This is a genomic window from Ramlibacter agri (assembly GCF_012927085.1).
In the GTDB taxonomy this organism is placed as follows: domain Bacteria; phylum Pseudomonadota; class Gammaproteobacteria; order Burkholderiales; family Burkholderiaceae_C; genus Ramlibacter; species Ramlibacter agri.
The window spans coordinates 371,850-396,077 of the sequence record NZ_JABBFX010000001.1 but is presented as its reverse complement, the minus strand read 5'-3'; the positions used below and the strand labels follow the sequence as shown (position 1 = coordinate 396,077).

Annotated in this window: 29 protein-coding genes; 17 read left to right on the top strand and 12 right to left on the bottom strand. The window is 66.6% G+C overall.

All coding sequences use genetic code 11. The features are described 5' to 3' along the window. The first annotated feature begins 109 nt into the window (after nt 1-109). From HHL11_RS02000 to HHL11_RS01945, 11 genes are all read left to right on the top strand, one after another. Entirely contained in the window at nt 110-1,138 is a 1,029-nt protein-coding gene (locus tag HHL11_RS02000) for a helix-turn-helix transcriptional regulator (protein ID WP_169416710.1), read from the top strand. Beyond that, nucleotides 1,135-2,646 carry a DUF2779 domain-containing protein gene (locus HHL11_RS01995; RefSeq protein ID WP_169416709.1) on the top strand — a complete coding sequence of 504 codons (1,512 nt, stop codon included), beginning with the start codon at nt 1,135-1,137 and terminating at the stop codon, nt 2,644-2,646. Before HHL11_RS02000 ends, HHL11_RS01995 begins: the two co-directional genes overlap by 4 nt. Beyond that, nucleotides 2,643-3,875 carry a hypothetical protein gene (locus HHL11_RS01990; protein WP_169416708.1) on the top strand — a complete coding sequence of 411 codons (1,233 nt, stop codon included), beginning with the start codon at nt 2,643-2,645 and terminating at the stop codon, nt 3,873-3,875. The genes HHL11_RS01995 and HHL11_RS01990 overlap by 4 nt, the downstream gene beginning before the upstream one ends. Before the next feature lie 9 nt (nt 3,876-3,884). Continuing rightward, nucleotides 3,885-5,360: a DUF262 domain-containing protein gene (locus tag HHL11_RS01985; protein WP_169416707.1), complete on the top strand. Its 1,476-nt coding sequence runs from the start codon at nt 3,885-3,887 to the stop codon at nt 5,358-5,360. Beyond that, the gene (locus HHL11_RS01980; protein WP_169416706.1) at nt 5,357-7,318 is read left to right on the top strand and encodes a DUF262 domain-containing protein; all 1,962 of its coding nucleotides are present in this window, start codon (nt 5,357-5,359) and stop codon (nt 7,316-7,318) included. Before HHL11_RS01985 ends, HHL11_RS01980 begins: the two co-directional genes overlap by 4 nt. Nucleotides 7,319-7,393: 75 nt before the next feature. Next, nucleotides 7,394-7,597, top strand: coding sequence for a hypothetical protein (locus tag HHL11_RS01975; RefSeq protein ID WP_169416705.1), 204 nt, complete (start codon nt 7,394-7,396; stop codon nt 7,595-7,597). A gap of 26 nt (nt 7,598-7,623) precedes the next feature. After that, nucleotides 7,624-8,652: a hypothetical protein gene (locus tag HHL11_RS01970; protein ID WP_169416704.1), complete on the top strand. Its 1,029-nt coding sequence runs from the start codon at nt 7,624-7,626 to the stop codon at nt 8,650-8,652. A 148-nt stretch (nt 8,653-8,800) separates the two neighbouring features. Continuing rightward, nucleotides 8,801-8,995, top strand: coding sequence for a hypothetical protein (locus HHL11_RS01965; protein ID WP_169416703.1), 195 nt, complete (start codon nt 8,801-8,803; stop codon nt 8,993-8,995). Between the two features lie 771 nt (nt 8,996-9,766). After that, nucleotides 9,767-10,357, top strand: a complete 591-nt coding sequence (locus HHL11_RS01960; RefSeq protein ID WP_169416702.1) for an NnrU family protein — start codon at nt 9,767-9,769, stop codon at nt 10,355-10,357. Then, nucleotides 10,358-10,762: a PCC domain-containing protein gene (locus HHL11_RS01955; RefSeq protein ID WP_169416701.1), complete on the top strand. Its 405-nt coding sequence runs from the start codon at nt 10,358-10,360 to the stop codon at nt 10,760-10,762. A gap of 201 nt (nt 10,763-10,963) precedes the next feature. Then, nucleotides 10,964-11,197: a hypothetical protein gene (locus tag HHL11_RS01945; RefSeq protein WP_169416700.1), complete on the top strand. Its 234-nt coding sequence runs from the start codon at nt 10,964-10,966 to the stop codon at nt 11,195-11,197. Here HHL11_RS01945 and HHL11_RS01940 read toward each other — a convergent pair. From HHL11_RS01940 to minC, 5 genes are all read right to left on the bottom strand, one after another. Continuing rightward, on the bottom strand, nt 11,194-11,421 hold the full coding sequence (locus HHL11_RS01940; protein ID WP_169416699.1) for a hypothetical protein: 228 nt from the start codon (nt 11,419-11,421) through the stop codon (nt 11,194-11,196). The genes HHL11_RS01945 and HHL11_RS01940 overlap by 4 nt on opposite strands. A gap of 107 nt (nt 11,422-11,528) precedes the next feature. Next, complete coding sequence (locus HHL11_RS01935; protein ID WP_240979984.1) at nt 11,529-12,017, bottom strand: SRPBCC family protein; 489 nt, start codon at nt 12,015-12,017, stop codon at nt 11,529-11,531. Between the two features lie 84 nt (nt 12,018-12,101). Next, nucleotides 12,102-12,368, bottom strand: coding sequence for a cell division topological specificity factor MinE (gene minE, locus HHL11_RS01930; RefSeq protein ID WP_169416697.1), 267 nt, complete (start codon nt 12,366-12,368; stop codon nt 12,102-12,104). 3 nt (nt 12,369-12,371) lie between these two features. Beyond that, on the bottom strand, nt 12,372-13,187 hold the full coding sequence (minD, locus tag HHL11_RS01925; RefSeq protein WP_169416696.1) for a septum site-determining protein MinD: 816 nt from the start codon (nt 13,185-13,187) through the stop codon (nt 12,372-12,374). Between the two features lie 27 nt (nt 13,188-13,214). Next, nucleotides 13,215-13,943: a septum site-determining protein MinC gene (gene minC / locus HHL11_RS01920; protein ID WP_169416695.1), complete on the bottom strand. Its 729-nt coding sequence runs from the start codon at nt 13,941-13,943 to the stop codon at nt 13,215-13,217. Between the two features lie 135 nt (nt 13,944-14,078). Between minC and HHL11_RS01915 the strand changes: the two genes are divergently transcribed. Next, complete coding sequence (locus HHL11_RS01915) at nt 14,079-14,477, top strand: hypothetical protein (protein ID WP_169416694.1); 399 nt, start codon at nt 14,079-14,081, stop codon at nt 14,475-14,477. Between the two features lie 61 nt (nt 14,478-14,538). Here the strand turns inward: HHL11_RS01915 and HHL11_RS01910 are convergent, their stop codons facing one another. From HHL11_RS01910 to HHL11_RS01895, 4 genes are all read right to left on the bottom strand, one after another. Beyond that, entirely contained in the window at nt 14,539-15,234 is a 696-nt protein-coding gene (locus HHL11_RS01910) for a DUF4130 domain-containing protein (protein WP_169416693.1), read from the bottom strand. Nucleotides 15,235-15,309: 75 nt separating this feature from the next. Continuing rightward, nucleotides 15,310-16,260: a lysylphosphatidylglycerol synthase domain-containing protein gene (locus tag HHL11_RS01905; protein WP_240979983.1), complete on the bottom strand. Its 951-nt coding sequence runs from the start codon at nt 16,258-16,260 to the stop codon at nt 15,310-15,312. Then, complete coding sequence (clsB, locus tag HHL11_RS01900) at nt 16,257-17,480, bottom strand: cardiolipin synthase ClsB (protein WP_169416691.1); 1,224 nt, start codon at nt 17,478-17,480, stop codon at nt 16,257-16,259. Before clsB ends, HHL11_RS01905 begins: the two co-directional genes overlap by 4 nt. Before the next feature lie 7 nt (nt 17,481-17,487). Then, nucleotides 17,488-18,255, bottom strand: a complete 768-nt coding sequence (locus HHL11_RS01895) for an endonuclease/exonuclease/phosphatase family protein (RefSeq protein ID WP_169416690.1) — start codon at nt 18,253-18,255, stop codon at nt 17,488-17,490. A 165-nt stretch (nt 18,256-18,420) separates the two neighbouring features. On the opposite strand from HHL11_RS01895, the gene HHL11_RS01890 reads away from it, so the two are divergent. Together HHL11_RS01890 and HHL11_RS01885 are read left to right on the top strand one after the other, a co-directional pair. Then, entirely contained in the window at nt 18,421-18,975 is a 555-nt protein-coding gene (locus HHL11_RS01890) for an acyloxyacyl hydrolase (protein ID WP_169416689.1), read from the top strand. Between the two features lie 128 nt (nt 18,976-19,103). Further along, nucleotides 19,104-19,532 carry a hypothetical protein gene (locus tag HHL11_RS01885; RefSeq protein ID WP_169416688.1) on the top strand — a complete coding sequence of 143 codons (429 nt, stop codon included), beginning with the start codon at nt 19,104-19,106 and terminating at the stop codon, nt 19,530-19,532. A 54-nt stretch (nt 19,533-19,586) separates the two neighbouring features. Here the strand turns inward: HHL11_RS01885 and HHL11_RS01880 are convergent, their stop codons facing one another. After that, nucleotides 19,587-20,090, bottom strand: coding sequence for a Spy/CpxP family protein refolding chaperone (locus HHL11_RS01880; protein WP_169416687.1), 504 nt, complete (start codon nt 20,088-20,090; stop codon nt 19,587-19,589). A 217-nt stretch (nt 20,091-20,307) separates the two neighbouring features. On the opposite strand from HHL11_RS01880, the gene HHL11_RS01875 reads away from it, so the two are divergent. Next, nucleotides 20,308-20,658 (top strand): hypothetical protein, encoded by a 351-nt coding sequence (locus tag HHL11_RS01875; RefSeq protein WP_169416686.1) that lies wholly within the window; start codon nt 20,308-20,310, stop codon nt 20,656-20,658. Here HHL11_RS01875 and cueR read toward each other — a convergent pair. Both cueR and HHL11_RS01865 read right to left on the bottom strand, forming a co-directional pair. Continuing rightward, nucleotides 20,655-21,071, bottom strand: a complete 417-nt coding sequence (gene cueR / locus HHL11_RS01870) for a Cu(I)-responsive transcriptional regulator (protein ID WP_169416685.1) — start codon at nt 21,069-21,071, stop codon at nt 20,655-20,657. The genes HHL11_RS01875 and cueR overlap by 4 nt on opposite strands. Continuing rightward, nucleotides 21,068-21,265, bottom strand: coding sequence for a heavy-metal-associated domain-containing protein (locus HHL11_RS01865; RefSeq protein WP_169416684.1), 198 nt, complete (start codon nt 21,263-21,265; stop codon nt 21,068-21,070). Before HHL11_RS01865 ends, cueR begins: the two co-directional genes overlap by 4 nt. Nucleotides 21,266-21,364: 99 nt before the next feature. On the opposite strand from HHL11_RS01865, the gene HHL11_RS01860 reads away from it, so the two are divergent. Both HHL11_RS01860 and HHL11_RS01855 read left to right on the top strand, forming a co-directional pair. After that, complete coding sequence (locus HHL11_RS01860; protein WP_169416683.1) at nt 21,365-23,539, top strand: heavy metal translocating P-type ATPase; 2,175 nt, start codon at nt 21,365-21,367, stop codon at nt 23,537-23,539. A 57-nt stretch (nt 23,540-23,596) separates the two neighbouring features. Continuing rightward, nucleotides 23,597-24,190, top strand: a complete 594-nt coding sequence (locus HHL11_RS01855) for a hemerythrin domain-containing protein (protein ID WP_169416682.1) — start codon at nt 23,597-23,599, stop codon at nt 24,188-24,190. Nucleotides 24,191-24,228 lie beyond the last annotated feature (38 nt).

Sequence of the window (24,228 nt, the reverse complement as noted above, 5' to 3'; positions counted from 1 at the left end):
TCCAGAAAGTGGAACGATCGTGGATACGCCGCAACATCCCACGATTGGCGTATTGCTTACATGCGGTTACTTCCCTAGGATGCCGTTCCGGCAGGTGGAGCAAGAATAAATGACAACAGGGACTCGGCGGGGGCAGGCCCGGACGCGTGCGCGCCCGGCCTCGCTGGAAACGCTCGCCTTCACGCTGGAGCTGCTGAAGCGGATCCCGCGCAACCGCAAGGTCACCGCCCGGGAACTGTGGCAGCAGCTGCAGGACGCCGGCTGGCAACGCGACCTGCGCACCGTGCAGCGGCAGCTGGACGAACTCTCCGGCCACTTCGACATCGAGCGCGACGACCGCGAGCGGCCTTACGGCTATCGCTGGAAAGACCTGGCCCGCGGGCTGTCCGTGCCCGGGCTGACGGAGCCCGAATCGCTGGTGCTTGCTCTCGCGGAGCGGCAGCTGCAGACGCTGCTGCCCGCGGAAGTGATGCAGTCCATGCAACCTTTCTTCGCACAGGCGCGGGACAAGCTCTTGCTGGATGCGCGCCAGGCCCCGGCCGGCGAATGGATGGACAAGGTGCGGGTGGTGAGCAGCACGCAGCCGCTGCTGCCGCCCGACATCCGGCCCGGCGTCTTCGGCGCCGTGAGCCGCGCGCTGTATTTCAATCACAAGCTGGACGTGGAGTACGAGAACTCCGCCGGCCACATCGTGCGCAGCAGCGTGCTGCCGCTGGGGCTGGCGCAGCAGGGTGAGCGGTTGTACCTGGTGTGCCGCTTCGGCGGCTTCAACGACAACCGCCAGCTGGCGCTGCACCGCATGCACAAGGTGCAGGACACAGGCCTGCCTTTTCCGCGGCCGGCCGATTTCGATCTCGCGCGCTACGAAGGCGAAGGCGGCTTCGCCTTCAGCCAGGACGAGTCCATCGAGCTGGAGATCCGCATCCGCAAGGGCGCGGGGCTGCACCTGCTGGAGTCACGGCTGTCCGACGACCAGCAGGCCTGGGAAGAGGGCGACTGCTACCGGTTGCGGGCGACGGTGCTCTCGACGCTGCGCCTGACCTGGTGGCTGCGCGGATTCGGCGAGGACGTGACCGTGCTTGCGCCCGAGGCGCTGGCGGCGGCCGTGCATCCGCACCGGATGCAGGTGGCCGCGTGAGGACGCTTTCCAAGTCGAAGCTGATTGCCTGGCGGCAATGCCCCAAGCGGCTGTGGCTGGAGGTGCACCAGCCGGAGCTGCGGGCGGATTCTTCGTCGACCGCCGCGAGCTTCGCGGCAGGCCACGAGGTCGGCGATGTGGCACGGCGTATCTATGACCCGCAGGACCTCGGCACGACGCTGGACCCGGGCGAGATCGGCATCGGTGGCGTGCTGGCGCGCACGCAGGAGTTGCTGGCGCAGCGGCGGCCGATCTTCGAGGCGGGGTTCAGCGTGAAGGAGGGCGAGCGCGGCGCGCTTTCGCTGGCCGACGTGCTGTTGCCCGAGCCGGATGGTTCGTGGCACATGGTGGAGGTGAAGTCCTCGACCCAGGTGAAGGACTATCACGTCGAGGATGCAGCGATCCAATTCCACATCGCCACGCGGGCGGGGCTGCGCGTGTCGCGCGTTTCGGTGGCGCACATCGACAGCAAGTGGGTCTATCCGGGCGGGGCGGATCGGCGCGGCCTGCTGAAGGAAGTGGATGTGAGCGGGCGGGTCGGCACGTTGCAGGCCGAGGTGCCACGGTGGATCGCTTCCGCGCACGACGTCGTCGACGGGGACGAACCCGCGCAGCGCATGGGCGGGCATTGCGGCGCGCCCTTCGACTGCGGGTTCCGTGGCCATTGCGAGCAGCAGCTCGTCGCGGCCGAAGGCACCGTGGAGTTTCCCGTGCACTGGCTTCCGGGCATCCGGTCGGAGGCGCTGAAGGAACACATCGCGCAGAACGGCGTGCGCAGCATGGAGGACGTGCCGGACGCGCTGCTGTCTGAGCGGCAGTTGCGGGTGAAGCGGCAGATGCTGGAAGGGCAGGTGTTCTTCGACCGTGAAGGCGCAGCGAGTGCTCTTGCCGCGCATCCTTTGCCCGCGCTCTTCCTCGATTTCGAAACGATCGGCTTTGCCGTTCCGCGCTGGGCGGGCACGCGGCCTTATCAGCAGATCCCGTTTCAATTTTCGCTGCATCGGCTGGATGCCGCTGGTGCGCTGACGCACAGCGGATTCCTCGACCTGACCGGCACGGACCCGAGCCATGCGCTCGCGCGGGCCCTGGTGGACGCGTGCGAGGCGCCGGGGCCGATCTTTGCGTACAACAAGGGCTTCGAACGCGGCCGGATCGCTGAACTGGCCGAGCGCTTCGCGGAGCTGCGCTTGCCGCTGCTGCGCATCGCGAACCGGCTGGTCGACCTGTTGCCGGTGGCGAAGGAGCACTACTACCACCCAGAGCAGCAGGGGAGCTGGAGCATCAAGAGAGTGCTGCCGGCGATGGTGCCCGACCTTCGCTACGACGACCTCGCCGGCGTGCGCGATGGAGGAGAAGCACAGCAGGCCTACATCGAGGCCATCGCATCGCAAACGAGCGCAACCCGCCGCAACCAACTACGCGATCAGCTTTCACGCTATTGCGAACTGGACACCTTCGCAATGGTCCGCATCTGGCAACAGTTCCATCCCGACACGAACGAACCATGACGGAAAACAACCTGCAAATTCACTTCGTCGAAAAGAACCGGAGCATGAAGCCGGTTCAACCTGGAAACAACACCTTGTGGGAAAGCGGAGACTGGATCGTCTCCGAGACGCGCGCGAAAGCCTTGGTCGGCGGGCGCATTCATTTTCACGAAAAACGCGGCGAGCCCTCGTACTTCGGCGGCACGATCCAGGACTACCGCGTCCTCCCCGAGGAGCATCCGAACGCCGGTAAGGTGGTATTCACCTTCCTGCGTGCACAGGAATCGATCGGCGTTTCGGCCGGACGCGACGGCTGGCGCAACGAGCAGAAGATGGTGGGCGGCACTTCGGAGGAGAGCGCCTCGCCGGACTGGGAGCAGGGCGTCGACATCCTCGCCGATGCGCTCGCTCGCCTTCCCGTTCTCCAGCGCGTGGACGAGGAAGTGCGGGGAGTCGACGATGCCCCGGTGCTGAACGCGCAGAAGAATGCAAGGCGCCGCATCATCCTTCAGACCCGCGCCCAGGCCCTTACCGTGCAGGACCTCTGGTGGCAGTTCGTGGTTTCGGGCACGACGTCCCAGGAAGCGTACAAGCCGGGCAGCCCGTCCTACCATTTCCACACTGCGCCTGCCAGCATGTACCTGGTTCGCCGCTTCGCTGAAGTAAAGAAGAATGCAGCGCTCGGCCCCGCCGCTTTCGAAGCCTGGGTGCTCAGCGAGTTCAAGTCCGTGCAGGTTCCGGCGAAGAGCGGCGGCACGCGCGGCTTCCGCTTCGTCCAGTCGAACGCCGACCTGGTCGTGCGGCTCTACGAACACTTCCGGCACCTGCAGGACACGGATCCGCTGTCTGCCATCACGGCTGCGACCGCACCCACGTTGCAGCAATTCGGCGAGCTGGCCACGCCCGGCTCGACCCTGCACCTGCTGGACGCCTCGCTAGCGACTTCCGACAAGTCCAGCGCCATGCTGGACCACCTGCCGTTTCATCGCATCGGCTCGAAGCAGTTGCGCAACGTGCTGGTCAGCTGCGGCCTGGCGAAGAACGTCCTCCCGCTCGATTCGCGCTGGGCCGACTTCCTGACCAAGCAAGGCATCGCTGTGGACAAGACCAGGCTCGGACGCGACAGCTACTACCTTGCCGTTGAAGACCTCGCCCGGCGTGCGCTGCTCAAGCTGCACACCGCCGGCCAGCGGCTCGATATCCCGAACCTGGCGGTGCTGGACGCGATCGTGTTCCTGCTGGTTCCCTGAAAGGCGAGGATGGACACGAAGACCCCATTTGAACCGGCAGACAGCGTGAGCGTCGGTGTGCAGACGTTCGCACAGCTTTTCTCGGGCCAAGGCCTGCCGCTGGCCATCGACACCTACCAGCGAGGCTTCGTCTGGAACGACGAGAAGATCAAGCAGCTGGCACTCGATCTGGCCGAGTACCAGGACACGCAGGATCCGAAGCCGGACTATTACATGGGAACCGTGCTGCTGCACAGGAACGATGCCAAGCAGCTGCGCTTCATCATCGACGGCCAGCAGCGGCTGACGGCACTGTGCCTGCTGCACTCTGCCGTCCGCGGCAACTTGCCCGGAAACTGCGCGATGACCTACTCGCCGGCCTCCGCCCGCCGCATCCGCTCCGCAGCCGAGGTGTATCGGCAGGAAGCACCTGGCATCTGCGATGAGATCTTCAACCGCATCGTGTTCACGGTTGTCATGGTGGACGACGTCGATCTGGCGTTCACCTTCTTTGACACGCAGAACAACCGCGGCGTGCCGCTGCACGCCACTGACCTGCTGAAGGCGCATCACCTGCGCGTGGTGGCTGGCGCCCAAGGCGCCCAGCGCGAGCGTCTGCAGGAAGTTTGCGCGCGCCGCTGGGAAGGCCTGCAACAGGGCAGCACCGTCATTTCGCACGAGCAGGAGTTCACGGCCAGCCTGTTCGGCAAATTCCTGTGGCGCGCGCGTTCATGGACAGGCAAGCAGGTGGCATCGGCCAGCCATGACGCATTGCTGCACGAGTTCGAGCGGGACACCTGGCCCGTCGAAGAAGATCACGCCACCGTGCCGTTGTATTCGTCGCGAAACAATCGCATGGGGGCGGCCCTTACGCTGAACGCCGAAGGCGCCTGCGAGATCCAGCTGCGGCCACTCGTTCTGGGCTCGCGGCCCACCGACCTGCCGTTCGCCATCCGGCAGCCAATTCACAAAGGCATCGGCTTCTTTCTCTACACGGACAAGTATGCCGCCCTGCTTCGACGCCTCCTGCACGATGAAGCAGTAGCGCCGGAAATCCTGCGCGCACGCGAGCTGTACCAAACGCTCGTGATGACCAATTCGCTGTTCCTGCGCGAGATCCACGTGCTGGCGCTGCTGATGTTCGCGGATCAGTTCGGGGACAGCAGGCTGTGGGAGTTCTCGCTGTGGCTGGAGCACGCCTTGGGCGCGCTCCGGCTGAATCAGGATCAAGTGCGCAGGGAAACGGCGCAAAAGTTCTTCCGGGACGCGGACCTGAACCTCCTGGACGTCATCGCCGGTGCCTACCGCCCCGAGCAGGTGATCCGGCACCTGCGGCAAAACACCAAGACCGACGAAGCCTACGCCCAGGAGCAGGTGCAGCGCAGCGGCTCCGGCGTGCAGGCCAGGTACAAGCAGGCAGTGCTGCGCTATTTCCACAAGGAGGCGGACTCCTTGCAACACAAGCGCCAATGGATTGAAGCCGCCCTCCGGGAGCACCGCGCATGATCGAATCGAAACTTTTCAGCCTCGCGAAGCTGGCCGCCCAGGTCCCGCAATGGCAGTTCAGCGTCCCCATCTACCAGCGCCTGTACGTCTGGGGTGAGGACCAAGTCCGCACGCTGCTCGAAGACCTTTGCAACGCGTATGCCCGACGCGACCAGTTGTTCTTCCTCGGAGGCACCCTACTTGTGGAGCAGGAGAGCATGCAGGGGCGCCAGTTCGACCTGGTCGATGGCCAGCAGCGCTTCACCACGCTGTGGCTGCTCTCGCACGCATGGCGCCACGCGCTGGAAGGGTTCCTCCGGGTCCGGCATGGAGAGCACGTGGAGTCGCGCCTGCGCTTCGCCATCCGGCCGGAGGTGAATGCGTTCATGGAAAGCCTTGCCGTGAACCTGGAGGGACGGACTCTGGTCGATGCCGAGGGTACCGGGCGCATGCGGGCCGCGCTGGCGCTGATGCAATCGGTATTTCAGAACCAAGTCGACAAGCGCGCCGCCAGCGCGGAGGATTTCCTGGCCGGCATAACGGAGTTCGTGTTCGAGCGCGTCCAGTTCGTGATCACCGCCGTTCCCCGGGAAACAGACCTGAACAAGCTGTTCGAGGTGATCAACAACCGCGGCGTCCAGCTGCAGCACCATGAGATCCTGAAGGCGCGCATGCTGGATGCGCTGACGGAGGCGGAACGGCCTGCATTTGTCGCCCTGTGGGATGCCTGCGCGGACATGGAGGACTATGTCGAGGACAACCTCTGCGGAGTCTCGCGCCTTCAGAAGAGAGACGTGACGGCCCTGCACGTCGCCGGCCGGCTCGACGATGCGGCGGCAGTGCGGGCGGCGCTACTGCTCGGTCCCGAAGGGGAAGGCCCTGGGCGGGCCTACACGCTGCAGGAAATCCTGGAGGACTCCGGGCAAGACGACGTGCGAGGCGCGAGCGGAGCCGGGGACCAGGAACAGCGCGCGACCGGAGTACGCAGCATCTTCGGCTTCCCGCTGTTCCTGCAGCACGTTCTTCGCATCTGGTTGCATGAACGTGGGCTGGAGGACCTGCCGCGCGTCCTGGACCGCGAGCTGCTCGCGCTGTTCGGCGAGCGCTTTCTCGCGCTCGAGGACCGCGCGTCCAACGTGCGCTCCTTCATCGACCTGCTCTGGCGCCTGCGCGTCCTGTTCGACCGGCATTTCATCAAATGGGTCGACCAGGGCGAGGAAGAGGTGCACCTGATCGGGCGTATCAGCGTCAGTGAGACACGTGGCGTGCAGTACATGAGCCGCTCGCGGGAAGACGACTCGCACCGCGAGCTGTCGATGCTGCAAAGCATGCTGTACCACTCGCAGGAGATCACAACGCAGTACTGGGTCACGCCGCTGCTACTGTTCATCCATCGCGACACCGGCCAGGGCGCGGCTGAGTACTTCCGCTACCTGCGCCACCTCGACAACCATCTGCTGGGCTCCGATGCGCAGGAAAGCCTGGCCTCGCGGACCCGGCTCTTCATGGTCGAACCCTGGCGGAAGTACCGTCTGGTGCATCGCGAAGTGCTGGCGCAGCGCCTGGGAGTGCGGTTTCCGCACTACTGGTTCTACAAGCTGGAGTTCGTGCTCTGGTTCCAGCGCGCCCGGCAGGACGAGCGTTGGGGCAGGTTCCGCATGACTGCGAAGAATTCGGTCGAGCATATCTCGCCGCAGACGCCGACGACGTGGGACCACAATCGAGTCACAAAGGACAGCCTCGACGCCTTCGGCAACCTCGCGCTCGTGTCGCGAAGCGTGAACTCCGAATACAGCAACATGCCTTACGACGAGAAGCGCACGCGCTTCCGCAACCGGAACCGCACGCGGCTCGACTCGCTGAAGATGGAGCTGATCTACGCCAACGACCAGTGGAACGACGAGCGCGCGTCGGCGCATCAGCAGGGCATGGTGGACAAGCTGGATGCGTACTGCAATGGCGCCACGGAAGCTGCGTAGGCTCGGAACTCGCTGCGACACCGCGTGTCGCGGCATCCCCGCACCATGGGTGCCAGACCATTCATTGAGCTGCCCATGCCCACCGAATCCATCAAAGACCCCCACTTCCGCACCCTCGGCTACATCGACACCCGCTCCGACGGCGTGCAGGTGGCCAAGGACGCGCACTACCGCGTGCTGGGCTACTACGACCCGAAGCGCAACGAGACGAAGGATGCGCACTACCGCGTCGTGGGGCGCGGCAACCTGCTGTCTTCGCTGATCACTTCCGCGAATTGACGGCGTCCGCGTCGGTGGTGGCACTCATGCTGGAGGCGCTGCATGGCGCGGCACCGGAACACCGCCTGCAGTGGCAACCGCCATTTCTGCCTTCGGCATGCGGACGTGTCGCGGCAGCCTTCCGGTTCGACGACGAGCCGGAGGGCGAGTGGCTGCAGATGGAGGCGCAGGCCGCGATCGGCTTGGGCCGCATCCCTTCCGTGCAGGTCCGCATCTGCATTCCGATTCCGCAACTCCAGGCGCAGGCCGGATTCGGCGTAGCGAACGACGCCAGCCGGCTCGGCCTGGCAGCAGTGCATTTCGACGCGCCCGCACCCGCTTTGGTCGTTCAGCAAGTCGCCGTCTTCGCGGGTTTCCACGACGAAGCGGTGCAGCGCGAAACCACCCTCAACATGCTCGCGGCCGTGTTCGCCACGGTGCGCGCCTGCCTCGAACTGGCACGAGCGGCCGAAGGGAACAAGCCGGACGAACTGGAGAGCTTCGCTACTTGCGTGATCTCGCGAATGATCCGCTGGGACGTTGCCATGCTGGTCCCGGACAGTCCCGCGTTCCGTCACATGCTGGAGGCCGCGGCGCGGCCCGACGACGAAGCTGACCGCAGCCTCGTCGACAGGTGGCTGCGCGCGGGGGTGGCACGCGATCCCGCGGAAGAACGTGACTTCCAGCATCCCTTCTTCGACCTGGAACAGCGCTGCCGATGGATCCTGCGCGATGCCATGCCCAACCCGCCATCAGCGGCGCCGCAGCGGCAGCTGCAGCTCCTGGAACGAGCCCTCTCGGACCGGCCGGAGCCATGGAATGGGATGGTGATCGCGGTGGACGATATCCGCGGGGCATTCGCCCTCGGCCTCGACCTGGAAATCGCGCAGGTGACGCCAAGCCAGGCGGAGCAATTGCGCCGGCACTTCCCGATGCTCCATCCGGCTGGGCAGCCTTTGCCAGCGCTCCCGCCGCAGGACTACTGGCTCACCAAGCCCTCCCACCCGCAACTCCTGCCTCATGGCCTGCAGGGACTGGCCATCGCGAGCCCGCGCACCCGCGCCCCGCTGCGCTGAAACGTGGCCCGCAGGCCAGGCAGCGGATGACCCCTGTCAGGAATACGGATGCGGTTTACCCGAAGGCGCCTTAGGAAATTTCCCGCTGGCGCGCAAGCCCGTACGGGGTGACACTCGTAAGCGTCTGTTTCCGTTGACACACAAGCCCATGACCAACAAGCTCGCTGCCATCGCCCGCTGGCTCAACGTGCGCCAGCAACTCAACCAGTCCTGGATCGATACCGAAATCGCCCCGCCGGACACGCAGATCCTGGGTGAAGACGTTCGCATTACCGCTGCCGAACAAGAGTGGTTCAACGATTGGCAGGACGAATCCGTGGTGGCCGGCGCGCAGGCGCACTGAAAACGCGCGCGCCAGTCCCCTGATGCTCCTTGAATCGGCCCTCGTGGCCGATTTTTTTTGGCCCGGAAAAGCCTGTGGAGCGTTCTGGCACAACCGCAACGTTGTCCACACAACCCGGGCTTACGGCCGACTTGTCCAGTTTTGCGCGACAGCAGAAAAGCGCAGGTGCCCACAGTCGTGTACCGCGCGCAAGTCCTTGACGGAAAAGGGGAAAAAGACGGTTGTCCACAGAACCGGGTGGCCCTTATCTACTACGACTATCTTTGAAATAGAACTTCTATAAGGGATAGCCGGAACAACTTTTCGCGGCCTGGTCGCGTCCCGGCCGGGTCCGAGCCGGTGGCCGGCCGGAACGAGGATTGACGGGCTGGTCAAGGAGTTTCAAGAGCATGTGGGCGCGGTCCGTGTCGGCGGCACCACAGATCCTGCGGCCCCAAAATTTTTTTGCGGGAACAAGCCTGTGGACCGTTCTGGCACAACCCAACTGTTGTCCACATTGGCTGGCGGCTACGCGGACTTGTCCAGTTTCCCGGAACACCGTGAAAGCACGCCTGCCCACAGCCTGGTCCCCCGCGCAAGTTGGCGGCGCGAAAGGGAAAAATGGCGGTTGTCCACAGACAGGCGGCGCCCTTAGCTACTACGACTATCTTTGAACAAGAAATTTAAAGAGGAGTCAGGCGAAGCCCGAAACCGCGGCTGCCGGGGGGCCTCTCGCGCCGCGGCTGTTCCCTCGGCACAATCCGCTCCTCAAGACGGCTGGAGGGGATTTCCATGGTCGCACTCGTTCTCGGACTGGTGCTTTTTCTCGGCGTGCATTCGACTCGCATCGTGGCGGACGGCTGGCGCACGGCCACCGTGGCCCGCATGGGCGAGAAGCCGTGGAAAGGCGCCTACTCGCTGCTGTCGATCGTGGGTTTCGTGCTGCTGGTGTGGGGCTATGGCCTGGCGCGGCAGCACCCGGTGGTGCTGTGGCCAACGCCGCCCGTGTGGGTGCGGCATCTCACGGCGCTGCTGGTGCTGGCCGGTTTCGTGTTGCTGGCCGCGGCCTACGTGCCGGGCAACCAGCTGAAGGCGAAGCTGCACCACCCGATGGTGCTCGCGGTGAAGCTGTGGGCCTTCGGCCACCTGATCGCGAACAACACGCTGGCCGACGTGGTGCTGTTCGGGGCCTTCCTGCTGTGGGCGGTGCTGGATTTCCGCTCCTCGCGGATGCGTGACCGGACCGCCGGCACCGTGTATCCGCCGGGTCGGGGCAGCCGCACGGCAATCGCGGTGGTGATCGGCGTCGTGGCCTGGGTGGTGTTCGCCTTCTGGCTGCACGCAGCCTGGATCGGGGTGGCGCCGATGGGGAGGACGCTGTAGGTGGAACTCCGGGTTCACGTGTTGCGCCTGCAGCCAGGAGATGACCTGCGGGTCGCGTTGGCCGCGGTGCTGCAGGAGCAGGGGGAGAAGGCGGCCTGCATCGTCTCCGGCATCGGCAGCTTTTCGCAGGCGATGCTGCGCTACGCGGGGGAGGAGCAGGGCACGCACCTGGCAGGGCCGCTGGAGCTGCTGTCGCTCGCTGGAACCTTGAGCCTGGGTGGACCGCATTTGCATGCGAGCGTCAGCGATGCGCAAGGGCAGGTGCACGGTGGTCACGTGATGCAGGGCTGCATCGTGCGGACCACGGCGGAGATCGTGCTGGGCTTGCTGCCTGGCTGGGCGTTCGGCCGCCAGCTGGATCCGGCGACCGGGTATCCGGAACTGGTGGCGAGAAGGGCGGGCTGAGGAGTATCGCCAACGGTCCGCCGGGTATCCGGCCCGAGTATTCGCCGGGCTACTACGCGGCCTTCGTGCGGGACCCGGACGGCAACAAGGTCGAGGCCATGTTCTGGGTCAGGAAGTAGCGCCTGCCTGCATCACCGCCCCTGTCTGACAGGCGGGGGCCAGGGTCCTTCCCAGAATGGTCGGAAAGGAAGGATTCCATTCATGAGCCACAAGTACCATCCGTCCGAGCAGGACAAGCAGGCGCCCATGAGCGGCAAGGTCGAGAACGACACCAACAAGCTGGGCAAGGGCCAGGCTTCGCAGGTCAACGAGGGCCAGCGCACGCCCCAATCACGGCACGACCGGGACAACCTGGTCGGCAACAACCAGACGCACATGCGCAAGGGGGGCCCGAACCAGGGCGAGGGCGGGGATCCGCGGACGCGGAAGGGCTAGGCGGCTTCGCGCGACACCGGCTGCAGCAGGTCGCAGAAGTCGAAACATCGGGCCAACCCGAGCTGGCAGCCCTTGGGACGCCACCGGCCGTCCGCCTGCTTGACGAAGAACTGGGGGCCGGCCAGCAGACGGCGTAGCACGGGATCGAAGTCGAAGACGGCTTCGGCCGCGAGGGTCGCTGCGACAACGCTGCCGGTGGCGAACGGGTCGGTGACGGTTGTCATGGGGCGGATTGTCCGCCCAAGGCTGACCTCAGTCTGTCAGACGTATGACGATTGATGCACTGCAGCAACAGTGCGGGCGAAAGTTCTCAGAAAGCGACACGGCCCAGTCAGAGCTGGACGCCGATGCGCCTTGGGAACAGTTCCCGCTCCAGCGTGTTCAGCATCGAATCCCAGCCTTTGCGCGTGGTCTCTTCGACCTGCCTGGCGTGGTTGCCGTGGCCCAGGTTGTGGCTGATGGTGAGCTCGCTGGCCATCGGGCCGAGCGGTTGCACTTCGACGGTGACGCGGGTGCTGTCGTCCGAACCGAAGGTCAGCACGCTGAAGTCGAACACCAGGCGGCGCGGCCGGTCGATCTCGACATACTTGCCCAGGTGCACCACGTCGAACACGCTTTCGTCGCCGTCGCTGGTGGGACGGCGGTCGGTGACGGTGAAACCGCCGCCCACTTCGGGCGTGATTTCGCACTGCATGACGTTGCCTGTGCGGGTGCGGAACAGGAAGCGCGCGGCTTGCCCCGGCGTGAGCCAAGCATCGAACACGCGCTCTGCTGGCGCGCTATAGCGATGGGACACGCGGACTACTACATCGGAGCTCATCCGTCTTTATCGCGCGCCGCACCGCCAGTGTCAAGCTGGCAACTTTGCCAGGGTTAGCGTGCTAACAGAGAGTTACCGCGACTGTCAGCGTACCGCGTCAGGCAGCTCGATCTTGACCTCCAGCACCTCGAGGTTGTCCTGGCGTTCCAGGTTCACCTTCAGGTGGGCGGGGTCGATCTTCACGTACTTGCTGATCACCGCCACCAGGTCACGCTGCAGCGCCGGCAAGTAGTCCGGGCTGCCGCCCGGGTTGCGCCCGCTGCGCTCGTGGGCGAGGATGATCTGCAGCCGCTCCTTGGCGACGCTGGCACTTTTCTTCTTCTCTCCCAGCAGGAAGGTCAGCAGGGACATCGTTCACTTCCTCCCGAACAGGCGCTTCAGCAGGCCGGCTTTCTGCGGGTCGACGAAGCGCAGCGGCTTGTCTTCGCCCAGGAAGCGTCCCACCACGTCCAGGTAGGCCTCGCTGACGTCGGTGCCCTTCAGGTGCACGGCGGGCGTGCCCTGGTTGCTGGCCTGCAGCACCGACTCGCTTTCGGGAATCACGCCGATCAGCGGGATGCGCAGGATGTCCTGGATGTCCTCCAGCGACAGCATGTGGCCGGCGTCGACGCGGTTCGGGTTGTAGCGGGTGATGAGGAGGTGTTCCTTCACCGGCTCCTTGCCGTCGATGGCGCGCTTGGTCTTGCTGGAAAGCATGCCCAGGATGCGGTCCGAATCGCGCACCGAGCTCACTTCGGGGTTGGTCACCACCAGCGCCTCGTCGGCGAAGTGCATGGCCATCAGCGCGCCGGTTTCGATGCCGGCCGGCGAGTCGCAGATGATGTACTCGAAGCCCATGGCGGCCAGGTCGTTCAGGACCTTCTCGACGCCTTCCTTGGTCAGCGCTTCCTTGTCGCGCGTCTGCGAGGCGGCCAGCACCGACAGGTTGTCGCTGTGCTTGTCCTTGATCAGCGCCTGGTTCAGCGTGGCTTCGCCGTGGATCACGTTGACGAAGTCGTAGACCACGCGGCGTTCGCAGCCCATGATCAGGTCGAGATTGCGCAGGCCGACGTCGAAGTCGATGACGGCCGTCTTGTGGCCGCGCAGGGCCAGGCCGCTGGCGAAGCTGGCGCTGGTGGTCGTCTTGCCGACGCCGCCCTTGCCGGAGGTGACAACGATGATCTTTGCCATGGGGCTCCTTGTTCCCGGGTCGGGATGTCAGGGGTTGATGGGTTCCATCACCAGCTTCTCGCCCTGCAGGCGCAGCTGCGCGGGCTTGCCGCGCAGGCCGTCCGGCCAGGGTACTTCGCTGGTGCGGTAGACGCCGGCGATGGAGACCAGTTCGGGCTCCAGGCACAGCGTGAAGATGCGGGCGTCCGCATCGCCGCGTGCGCCGGCAATCGCCTTGCCGCGCAGCGGTGCATAAACATGGATGTGGCCGTCGGCGATGACTTCGGCACCGGGGTTCACCATCGCCAGCACGACGACGTCGCGGCCGCGGGCATAGACCTGCTGGCCAGAGCGCAGCGGGCGCTCGATGACGAGGGCGGAAGCGGGCGGTGGCGGCGGCACAGCTTGTTGCGGCTGTTGCTGCGGTTGCTTCTGCGTTTCGACGGTACGCACTTCGTCGGCCTTCACCAGGCCGGCTTCGTGCGCCTTCGCCATTTGTTCCTCGCTGCCGCCCTTCACCGCCACCGGCGCCAGCTTGTAGCCGCGCAGCAGCTTCAGCAACTCCGGAAAGTCGATATCGGCCGCGCCTTGCAGCGGCGCCAGGTCCAGCACCATCGCGTCGCCGTCGAAGAACTCCGGCATCTCGCCGAAGCGTTCGCGGAATTCCTCGGCCAGCAGGGCCAGGTCGGGTGACTTCAGCAGCAGCGCGACCAGCGGCAGCGACGCGCTCTTGATCTCGAACGTGGCGGGCACGCGGCCCGCGAGTGAAACGGTCATCGAACTCAGCTTGAATGCCGCCGCATTGTAGGGGCGAAGTGAGCACCTTCCTACGCACAAACGCGCCAGCGTCGCGACGCGCTGACGAGTGGCCGCGCCTCACACTGGTCGCCGGACCCTCTCGAGGAGCGAGAAATGATGCTGCACCACCGACTTCATCACCACCCCACCCACTGGATCGGCGTTGCGCTGGTCGTCGGTCTGGCCCTGCTGGCCTTCGAGGCCGCGGGCCAGACCGCCACCGCGGGCGCCGTGTTCGAAGGCCGTCCCGCCATGGCAGGCGCGCAGGCCGGCCTGGGCGCCATGGCCGGGCCAGCGCAAGGCGGCATCGGCCTGCAAGGCAGCGATGGCGCCGGCCTGAGCCTGCGCAAGCCCCGGGTCACCGACCAGAAGATGATGCCGCTGCCGCCAGTGGCCTGCGCCGACGTGCCGCGCGCCTCAACGGCGGAAAAGCCGCTTTGCCTGCCGGATGTCCGCGACGAACGCTTCGAACGCCGCGTCGCGATCCTCGGCATCGACCCGCAGCAGCGCTGAGGGGTGGCGCGCCGCGGTGGCGCCGAGCGCGAGGAGGATGGCCAGGCGCTCGATGCCCCTGTCAACCGTCATGGCCCGCGAACACGCGCTCGTGGCACTCCCGCCAGGCTTCCTCCGGCCCATCGAAGGCCGGCATCCGCGCCGCCGGCACCCCGGGCCCATAGAGCAGGTCCCCTTCATCGCAGCGCACGCTGCGATCCGGCGTGAACAGTGCCCAGCGCGGAGCCTCCAGCCGCTTGCAGAACCACGGCCCCACGGCTTCCATCACGTGGTGGGCCGGCTCGTGGCAACCCACCTGCCATTCGCGTCCCTGCGCATCGTGCATGGTGCGCAGGCGCATATGGGCCTTCAGCTTGTGGATGTCGCGCCGCACCGCATGCGCCATGTGCTGGGCCTGCATCATGTCGGTGTCGGAAGCGTCGTTGCGCAGCCCGGGTTCATGCACCAGGCGCCACAGCAGCCGATAGAGCAGGGCGAAGCGGTCGCCGTCGCGATGCAGCACCACGAACTCGCACAGGCGCGTAAAGGACGCCGGCACGATCGCCGTTGCTGCGCGCGCGACATTGCGGGGGCGGTTGGGTTGCGTGGACTCACCGTTGCAGTACCCGCCCGCTGCCTGCAGGTCGAGCACCCAGGACACATCTTCCGGCGGCACCTGGTGCGCCAGAAGCTGCCGCGCCTCGTCGCGGAAGCCCGCCAGATCGGTCTGCCCAGTCAACTTCACATCCATGGCTGAGCCTTCGTCCTGCCAGTTCATGCCTGAGGCGATTTGTCCATGTTGGCGATTGTTCCGAAGTTCAGAGCTTTACAGGGGTCGCGGTATGCAAATGCATCACGCGACAGCTTCTTTGTTGCGGGTGCGGACCTCGACCTTCAGGTACAGCAGCGCACCTGCGGCCAAGGGCATCAGATAGAAGACCGCGCGGAAGGCCAGCAGCGCGCCAATCAGCTCGTGCACCGGGATGCGATGCGACAGCAGCGCGACGAACACCGCTTCGGTCACGCCCAGGCCGGCGGGCACGTGCAGCATCACGCCGGCGATGGACGCGAGCAGCAGCACGCTCAGCACCGTGGGGTAGTCCACCTGCCCCTGCAGCAGCGCCCAGGGCACGGCCGCCATGAACAACCAGTGCGTGCAGGACACGCCCAGCTGCGCGCCGGCGACCTTCAAGGTCGGGATGGGCACTTCATAGCCGCGGATCTTGAAGCAGCGCTTCTTCGCGAAGGCGGCGAGGCCCAGGTACACCACCTCGAACGCCAGCAGGCCGACGCCCACCAGCTGCAGGCCTTCGCTGTCGATCTTCCAGTCCGGCGGCAACTGCAGTGGCGCGAAGCTGAAGACCAGGCCGGCCAGCAGGATGTAGCCCAGCCAGTTGGTCACCATGCTGAGGGTGACGATGCGCGTGATCTGCCCCGGCCGCAGGCCCAGCCTGGAATAGAGGCGATAGCGGAAGCCGATGCCGCCCACCAGCGAACCCAGGTTCAGGTTGAACGCATAGCTGGTGAAGCTGACCTGCATCACCTTGCGCGCAGCCAGGTGGTGGCCGGTGTAGTGCCGTCCCACCAGGTCCAGCAGGCTGTACACGAGGTGGCTGATGACGGCGAAGCCGACGGCCGTGGCCAGCACGCCGGGCGGCAGCTCGCGCATGCTCTCGACGACCTTGGGCCAGTCCACGTGCCGCGCGTAGCGGGCCAGCAGCACCAGCACGAAGGCGATGCAACCGCCGAAGCAGATGCGCCGGATCCACGGCCACCAGGGATGGGCAAGCAGGCGATGGATCAAGGCTTGTCCAGCGCCGGCGTGGGCACGGCCGGCAACAGGCGCGGCACGTGGCGCGGCAACCAGGAAGCCCATTGCGGGTAGAGGCGGGTGACGTGGTAGGCCAGGAAGCTGCGCAGCAGCGACCAGCCCTGCTGCTCGCCCAGCTGCTCCAGTTCGATGCGGTTGCAGCTCTCGCATTGCAGCTTTTCGAGGTTCGCCGCCAGCGTGCGGTTGAACTCGCGGTCGCGGATGATGACGTTCGCCTCGAGGTTCAGCGCGAGGCTCATCGGGTCGAGATTGCTCGAGCCGACCGTGGCCCATTCATCGTCCATCAGCGCCACCTTGCCATGCAGCGGGCGGTCGCAGTACTCGTAGATCTTCACGCCCGAGCGCAGCAGGTGGTGGTACAGCATGCTGGCCGCCGTTTTCACGAAGGGCATGTCGGGTTCGCCCTGCAGGATCAGGCGCACGTCTACGCCGCGCCGGGCCGCGCGCCGCAGGTCGCGGGTGAAGCGATAGCCCGGGAAGAAATAGGCGTTGGCAATGATGATGCGCTTGCGTGCGGCGCGGATCGCGATGCGGTAGTGGCGCTCGATGTCGTCCATGTGGTTGACGTTGTCACGCACCACGAACATCGCTTCGGCATTGCCGGCTGGTGCGAGCGCATCGGGCAGCTGGCGCAGCTGGCTGCGGCGGCGCCACCACTGGCGCTTGCCCTGCATGTGGCGGTGGCCGGCAGCGAGCGCGCCATGGCAGAAGCGATGGATCTCCGCCACCAGCGGCCCGCGGATTTCCACCGCATAGTCCTGCTTGGCCTGCGGGCCGAAGTCGCCGAGGTGGTCGGCCGAATAGTTGATGCCGCCGACGAAGGCCGCTTCGCCGTCGATCACGGCGATCTTGCGGTGCATGCGCCGCAGCAGGTGCGGCCGCCAGCCGAAGGGCCGGATGCCGGGGTTGAAGGTGTGCACGCGCACGCCGGCGTTGCGCAGGTCCGCCAGGAAGCGCTCGCTGAATTCGGGCGAGCCCCAGTCATCGACGGTCACGTCCACCTGGGCGCCGCGCCGTGCCGCGGCGATCAAGGCCTCCTGCAGCTGCAGGCCGACCTTGTCCTCGAACAGGATGAAGGTCTCGACGATCACCTCGCGCCGCGCATTGGCGATGCAGGCGAAGACGCGCGGGAAGAATTCCTCGCCGTTCTCGAGCAGGGTGAACTGGTTGCCGGTCAGCCAGCGCTTGTCCATGGCATGCCTACAGGTGGATTTCGGCCGCGAGCGGCGCGTGGTCGGACAGGTGCGCCCAGGGCCGGCGCGGCAGCACCACGGGCAGGTGCACCGAGCAGTTGCGCACGTAGATGCGGTCCAGCGACAGCAGCGGGAAGATGGAAGGGAAGGTCTTGGCCGGCTCGCCGTAGGCGCTGACGAAGATCTCGCGCAGCCCGGCTTCCTTCCACAGGATGTCGTTGGCGCGGCGGCGCCAGTCGTTGAAGTCGCCCGCCACGATCAGCGGCGCGTCCTGCGGAACCTCGCTGTGCGAGATCTCGCACAGCAGCCCCAGCTGCTGCTGCCGGTGCGATTCGGCCAGGCCCAGGTGCACGCAGATCACATGCACGTCCTGCGGATGGCCGTCGACCTTGAGCCGGCAGTGCAGCAGGCCGCGCTTTTCCGGGCCGATGATGGAGACGTCGTGGTTCTGGTAGTCGACGATCGGGAACTTCGACATGATCGCGTTCCCGTGGTGGCCCTTCGGGTAGACCATGTTGCGGCCGTAGGCGTGCTGCGGCCAGATGCTGTCGGCCAGGAACTCGTAGTGGGGCGCGTCCGGCCAGTCCTCGATCTTCTTGCCGTGCTCCTCGTGTGCGCCCAGCACCTCCTGCATGAAGACGATGTCCGCCCCGACTTTCCGGACCGCGTCGCGCAGCTCGGGCAGGATGAACTTGCGGTTGAAGGACGTGAACCCCTTGTGGATGTTGACGGTCATGACGGTCAGCTGCGGGGTCGTGGGCACGGTCTCGCTCATGGATGGGGCTTCTAGTTCTGGGGAGAATTCCAAGGTAACGGCCCAGCTGCTGCGGTCCCGTAGGACGGCAGGCCAATTTCATGTGCATGGCGTCGGCAGCACGCGTACGAGCCAGCGCGGGGCGACGTTTTCAGTGAAACTCGGGCGCTTCCGATAACCACAACGATGATGAAGACAAGAAACCTCGCTCCCCTGGCCGCCGCGGCCATGCTTCTTCTCTCGACCCTGCCAGCCCACGCGCTGGACCTCACGCCCAGCGGCGTCGAGGTGATTGGCGGCCCCGGCCGGCAGGGCACGGCCCAGGCGGGCGCGGGCTTGCTGTGGGACTGGAGCTGGCGCTCGCAGCATGCTTTCCTCATCACCGGCCAGACGGAACTGATCCTGACCCAGTGGCGCTACGACGCGGTGAATGGCGGCAAGGACAGCCTGCAGCAGATCACGCTGCTGCCGATGTTCCGCTTCGTGCCGGAAGAAGGCCGCTCGCCCTTTTTCCTGGAACTGGGCATCGGCGCGACCTACCTCACCCAGCACTTCGAGACCCCGCACAAGGAGTTCGGCTCGCAGTGGAACTTCTATGACACGCTGGGCGGTGGCTACCGCTTCGGTACGCGCGGCGAACACGAGGTCGGCCTGCGCCTGCTCCACGTGTCCAACGCCGGCTTGAAGAAGCCCAACCCGGGCGACGAGTTCCTGCTGCTGCGCTACGCCTACCGGTTCTGAACAGCCCGCCCGGCTGTTCCTACGGTCTGTGTAACAACCGTCCGATAGGGTCGGGGAGAGGTCGCTCCTAACTTGGTTTCACGTACCCGGCACGCCCGGGTTTCCAAAACACGAGTACGGAGTTCCTGATGCGCAAGACCACCCTTTCCGCCCTGATCGCTGCCAGTATTGTCGCCGTTGCCGGCGCAGCCCAGGCCGAGACCTTCGACACGCCGACGCAGGCCGGCGAAGCCAGCACGATGACCCATGGCCAGCCCAATGCGCTGACCACCAATTCGCCCTACTGGGACGGCACGTCCATGGTTTATTCGGACAGCTACGTGTCGCCGACCATGGTGCTGGGCGCGGGCCCGTCCACGGTGACGACCTATAGCTACAGCTATCCGCCGGTGGTCAGCTATTCGACGCCGGGCTATGTCGTGGTGCCGCAGTCCTCGTACTGGAACGGCTACTACGGCAGCGCGGCCGAGACCAGCAACGTCCCGGAACGCGCCGGTGAAGCCAGCACCATGACCGGCGGGGCGCCGAACCTGGTGACCAACAACTACGGCTACTGATGCCGCATGAAAAAAGCCCGGCGGCTGCCGGGCTTTTTGCTGCGTGAGACTGGCTCAGCCGCGGTGGTGGCGGCCGCCGCCTTCGTGGCCGCGGTGGCCGCCGCCCAGCATGTTCATGCTTTCCTGGTCGAACACCTTGCGCTGTGCGGGATCGAGCTGCGCGTAAAAGGCCTTGGTGGCGTCGAAGCGCTTGTCCATTTCGGCCTGGCGCGTGGCGCGCATGGCGCGGATGCGGTCGATGCGCTCCGGCGTGGACAGGCGCTCGAACTCGGCGCGGTCCGGACGCTGCGGGCGGGCGCCGGTGGGCTTGATGGCCGCCGTCCAGGCGCCCCAGGCGCCTTCCTGGGCCGGGGTGATCTTCAGCTTGAACTTGAAGAACTCCATCCGCTCGTTCATGCGCTGTTCCATGCGGGCGCGCATTTCCTGCATGCGGGCCGGGTCCATGGGGCGGTGCTCGCCCGGGCCGCCCGGGCCGCCCGGGGCGGGTTGGGCGAAGGCGGACAGGCCGATGCCTGCCAGCAGGCCGGCGGTGAGCAGGTGCTTTTGCATGCGTTTCATGGGGCTTCCTTTCGTATCGATGGAGGCAAGTCTGATGAGCCTGTGTAACTTGCCCGTGCGGCCCATGTTTCCTCGAGGTAAAGACGCCTGCCGACGTCGGCGGAGCACATGCTGGGTCGAATCCTTCCTACGGCAAGCATGCTCCCTCGGCCACAGCCAGCACGGCCGGGCAACGCCAGAGTGAACGCCAACCCATCGATTTTCCAAGGAGTCCGAAATGCAGTACCCGTCTTTGGTGCGAGTGGCGGCCTTGTTGCTGCCGGCCGCACTCCTCTCCAGCGGCGCGGTCTGGGCGCAGTCGTCCCAGCCGTCTCCCACGGTCATGACCGACACGGCACCCATGCCGGCGCAGGAACGCAGCAGCAACGGCGCGGTGATCATGATGGACCAGCCCGTGCTGGCCCAGCGTGAAGCGATGGCGCAGGCGCAGGCCCGGGCCCCCGACACCACCGCACTGGGCGCCGGCCCGGCCACGATGGCCACGCCCAGGCCGCAGGTCGAGCGCGTGTTCACCGAGCAGGAAGTCCAGCGCCTGCGCCGCGAAGCGCAGCGCGAGAACATGCGCTAACGCGCCAGGTCCTCCAGGATCGGGCATTCGGGGCGCTCGTCGCCCTGGCAGCTGTGAATGAGGTGTGACAGCGTCTTGCGCATCTCCTGCATGGCGGCGATCTTCTCGCCCAGTTCGTCGGCGTGCTTCTGCGCGATGCGCCGCACGCTGGCGCTGGCGCGGCGCCGGTTCTGCCACAGGCCCACCAGTTCGGCGATCTCCGCCATCGAGAAGCCGAGGTCGCGCGAGCGCTTGATGAAGCGCAGCGTGTGAACCTCGGCTTCGCTGTACTGGCGGTAGCCGCTGTCGGTGCGGGCCACCGCCGGCAGCAGCCCCAGGCTCTCGTAGTGGCGCACCATCTTGCTCGACACGCCGGACAGGCGAGCCGCTTCGCCGATGTTCACCGGCCAGGCCGCGCTGGCGGCCGGTTTCATGCCGCGACCTTGTAGCCTTCTTCCTCGATGGCGCGGGCGATCGCGGCGTGGTCCTGTTGCGAAGCCACTTCCACCTTGCCGCTCGCCAGGTCCACCTTCACCTGGGCTTGCGGGTCGACGGCTTTCACGGCCTGGGTGACGGCGTTGGCGCAATGGCCGCAGCTCATGCCTTGCACCTGGAAGGTCTGGTTCATGTTCGTTCTCCGATGATGATGCGCAAAGCCTAAAGCTTTCCACGATGGTAAGGTCAAGCGCTTGACTTTCCCATGATGGCAAGGTCCAGCATTCCATCCATGAACAGCAGCGAATCTTCCTCCGCGACCCTGGACCTCGGCGTCGGCGGCATGACCTGCGCCTCCTGCGTGGCGCGGGTGGAGCGCGCCTTGAAGAAGGTGCCCGGCGTCGAGGACGCCAGCGTCAACCTGGCCACCGAATCGGCCCGCGTCGTCTTCCAGCCGGCGGAGCAGATGGAGGCGCAGATCCGCCGCGCGGTGCGCAACGCCGGCTACGAACCACGTGCCCCCGAATTGACGCGTGACGAAGACCTTTCGCCCTGGGCCGGTTTCGGGCCCGTGGCGCTGGGCCTGCTGCTGTCGCTGCCGCTGGTCTTGCCGATGATGGGCGAACCCTTCGGCCTGCACTGGATGCTGCCAGCCTGGCTGCAGTTCCTGCTGGCCACGCCGGTGCAGTTCGTGCTGGGCGCGCGCTTCTACAAGGCCGGCTGGCACGCGCTGAAGGCGGGCAGCGGCAACATGGACCTGCTGGTCGCCCTGGGCACCAGTGCGGGCTGGGGCTTGTCGATGTGGCTGTGGCTGGCCGAGGGCCAGATGCACCTGTACTTCGAAGCTTCGGCGGTCGTGATCACGCTGGTGCTGCTTGGCAAATGGCTGGAAGCGCGCGCCAAGCGCCAGACCACGTCGGCCATCCGCGCGTTGCAGGCGCTGCGGCCGGAAGTGGCGCACGTCATGCTGAAAAGCGGGGGTGAAGCCGACCTGCCGCTGGCCGAGGTGATGGCCGGCGACCGGCTGCTGGTGCTCCCAGGCGAACGCATCCCGGCGGACGGTGTGGTGGAAGAGGGCGACACGCACGCCGATGAATCGATGCTCACGGGCGAGCCGCTGCCGGTGGCCAAGGGCCAGGGCGCGCGCCTCACCGGCGGCAGCATCAACGGCGAGGGACGTGTCGTGATGAAGGCCACCGCCGTGGGCGGCGAGAGCGTGCTGGCCCACATCATCCGGCTGGTCGAGGACGCGCAGGCCGGCAAGGCGCCGATCCAGCGCCTGGTGGACCAGGTGGCGGCGGTGTTCGTGCCGGTGGTCGTGGCGGTCGCCCTGCTCACGCTGGTCGGCTGGCTGATCGCCGGCGCCAGCCTGCAGGACGCGCTGATCCCCGCCGTGGCGGTGCTGGTGATCGCCTGTCCCTGCGCGCTGGGCCTGGCCACGCCGGCGGCGATCATGGCCGGGACCGGCGTCGCCGCGCGCCAGGGCATCCTGATCAAGGACGCGCAGGCGCTGGAGATTGCACACCGCGTCGACACCGTCGCCTTCGACAAGACCGGCACCCTGACGGTGGGCCAGCCGCGGCTGGTGGCCTTCGTGCCGGCGGCGGGGCAGGACGAAGCGACGCTGCTGGCCGCGGCGGCCAGCGTGCAGGCGGGCAGCGAGCATCCGCTGGCGCGCGCGGTGGTGGGTGCTGCGCGCGAGCGTGGCCTGGAACTGCAGCCGGCCGAGGCCGTGCGCGCGGTGCCCGGGCGCGGCACCGAAGGCAGCGTGGGCGGCGCGCAGTGGCGCATCGCCAGCCTGCGCTGGCTGGATGAACTGGGCACGCCGCTGGGAATGCTGCAGTCCGAGGTGCAGCGCCTGCAGGGCGAAGGCGCGACGCTGTCCGCGCTGCTCGAAGGCGGCGCGCTGCGCGCGCTGATGGCCTTTGCCGACGAACCCAAGCCTGGTGCCGCCGCGGCCCTTGCGGCCCTGCGTGCGCGCGGCTTGCGCTTGGTCATGATCTCCGGCGACAACCGCGCCGCCGCCCAGGCCATGGGCCGGCGCCTGGGGCTTGCGCCGGAAGAGGTGCAGGCCGAGGTGCTGCCGGGCGACAAGGCGCAGCGCGTGGCGGCCTTGCGCGCCGGCGGCCACGTCGTGGCGATGGTGGGTGACGGCGTCAACGACGCGCCGGCGCTGGCGGCCGCCGATGTCGGCATTGCCATGGGCACGGGAACCGACGTCGCCATGCATGCGGCCGGCATCACGTTGATGCGCGGTGACGTGGCGCTGGTGGAGCGCGCGCTGGCGATCTCGCACCGCACGGTGGTGAAGATCCGCCAGAACCTGTTCTGGGCCTTCGCCTACAACGTGGCCGGCATCCCGATGGCGGCGGCGGGCTTGCTGAGCCCGGTAGTGGCGGGCGGGGCGATGGCATTGTCCAGCGTGAGCGTCCTGACGAACGCGCTGCTGCTGAAGCGATCCCGTTGACGTGCGTCAAGCGGGGGAGGGCTCCCGCGTGCGACCCTGACAACAGGAGATAGCGCCATGAGCCACACCACCCGCAACGCCTTGCAGATCATCCGCGACGAACATGCCGCGGTCGCCGCCGTCCTGCGTTCACTGCAGCAGATGCTGCAGCGCGGACCGGACGAAGAACAGCCCGAGCGCTACTTCGACGTGCTGCGGGCCATGCTGTTCTACATCGACGAATTTCCCGAGCGCCGGCACCACCCCAAGGAGTCGGACCTGCTGTTCCCGAAGATGGCGCGGGCGATGCCGGCGCTGATGCCGGTGATCGAGCGGCTGGAGAACGACCACCTGCAGGGCGAGCGCCGCGTGCGCGAACTGCAGCACCTGCTGCTGGCGTGGGAACTGCTGGGCGACAGCCGCCGCGCGGCTTTCGAGGACGCGACGCGGCACTACGTGGACTTTTACCTGGCCCACATGCGGACCGAAGAAACCGAGATCCTGCCCGCGGCGCAGGAACTGCTGTCGCCGTCCGACTGGGCCCAGCTGAACACGGCCTTCTCGCAGCACATCGACCCGCTGGCCGGCGGCGAGCGGGAGCCGGCCTATGACCGGCTGTTCACGCGGATCGTGATGCGGACGCCGGCGCCGATCGGGGTCGGGCCGGCTTGACTTCGTCATCCCCGCGGAGGCGGGGACCCAGGGCGCCC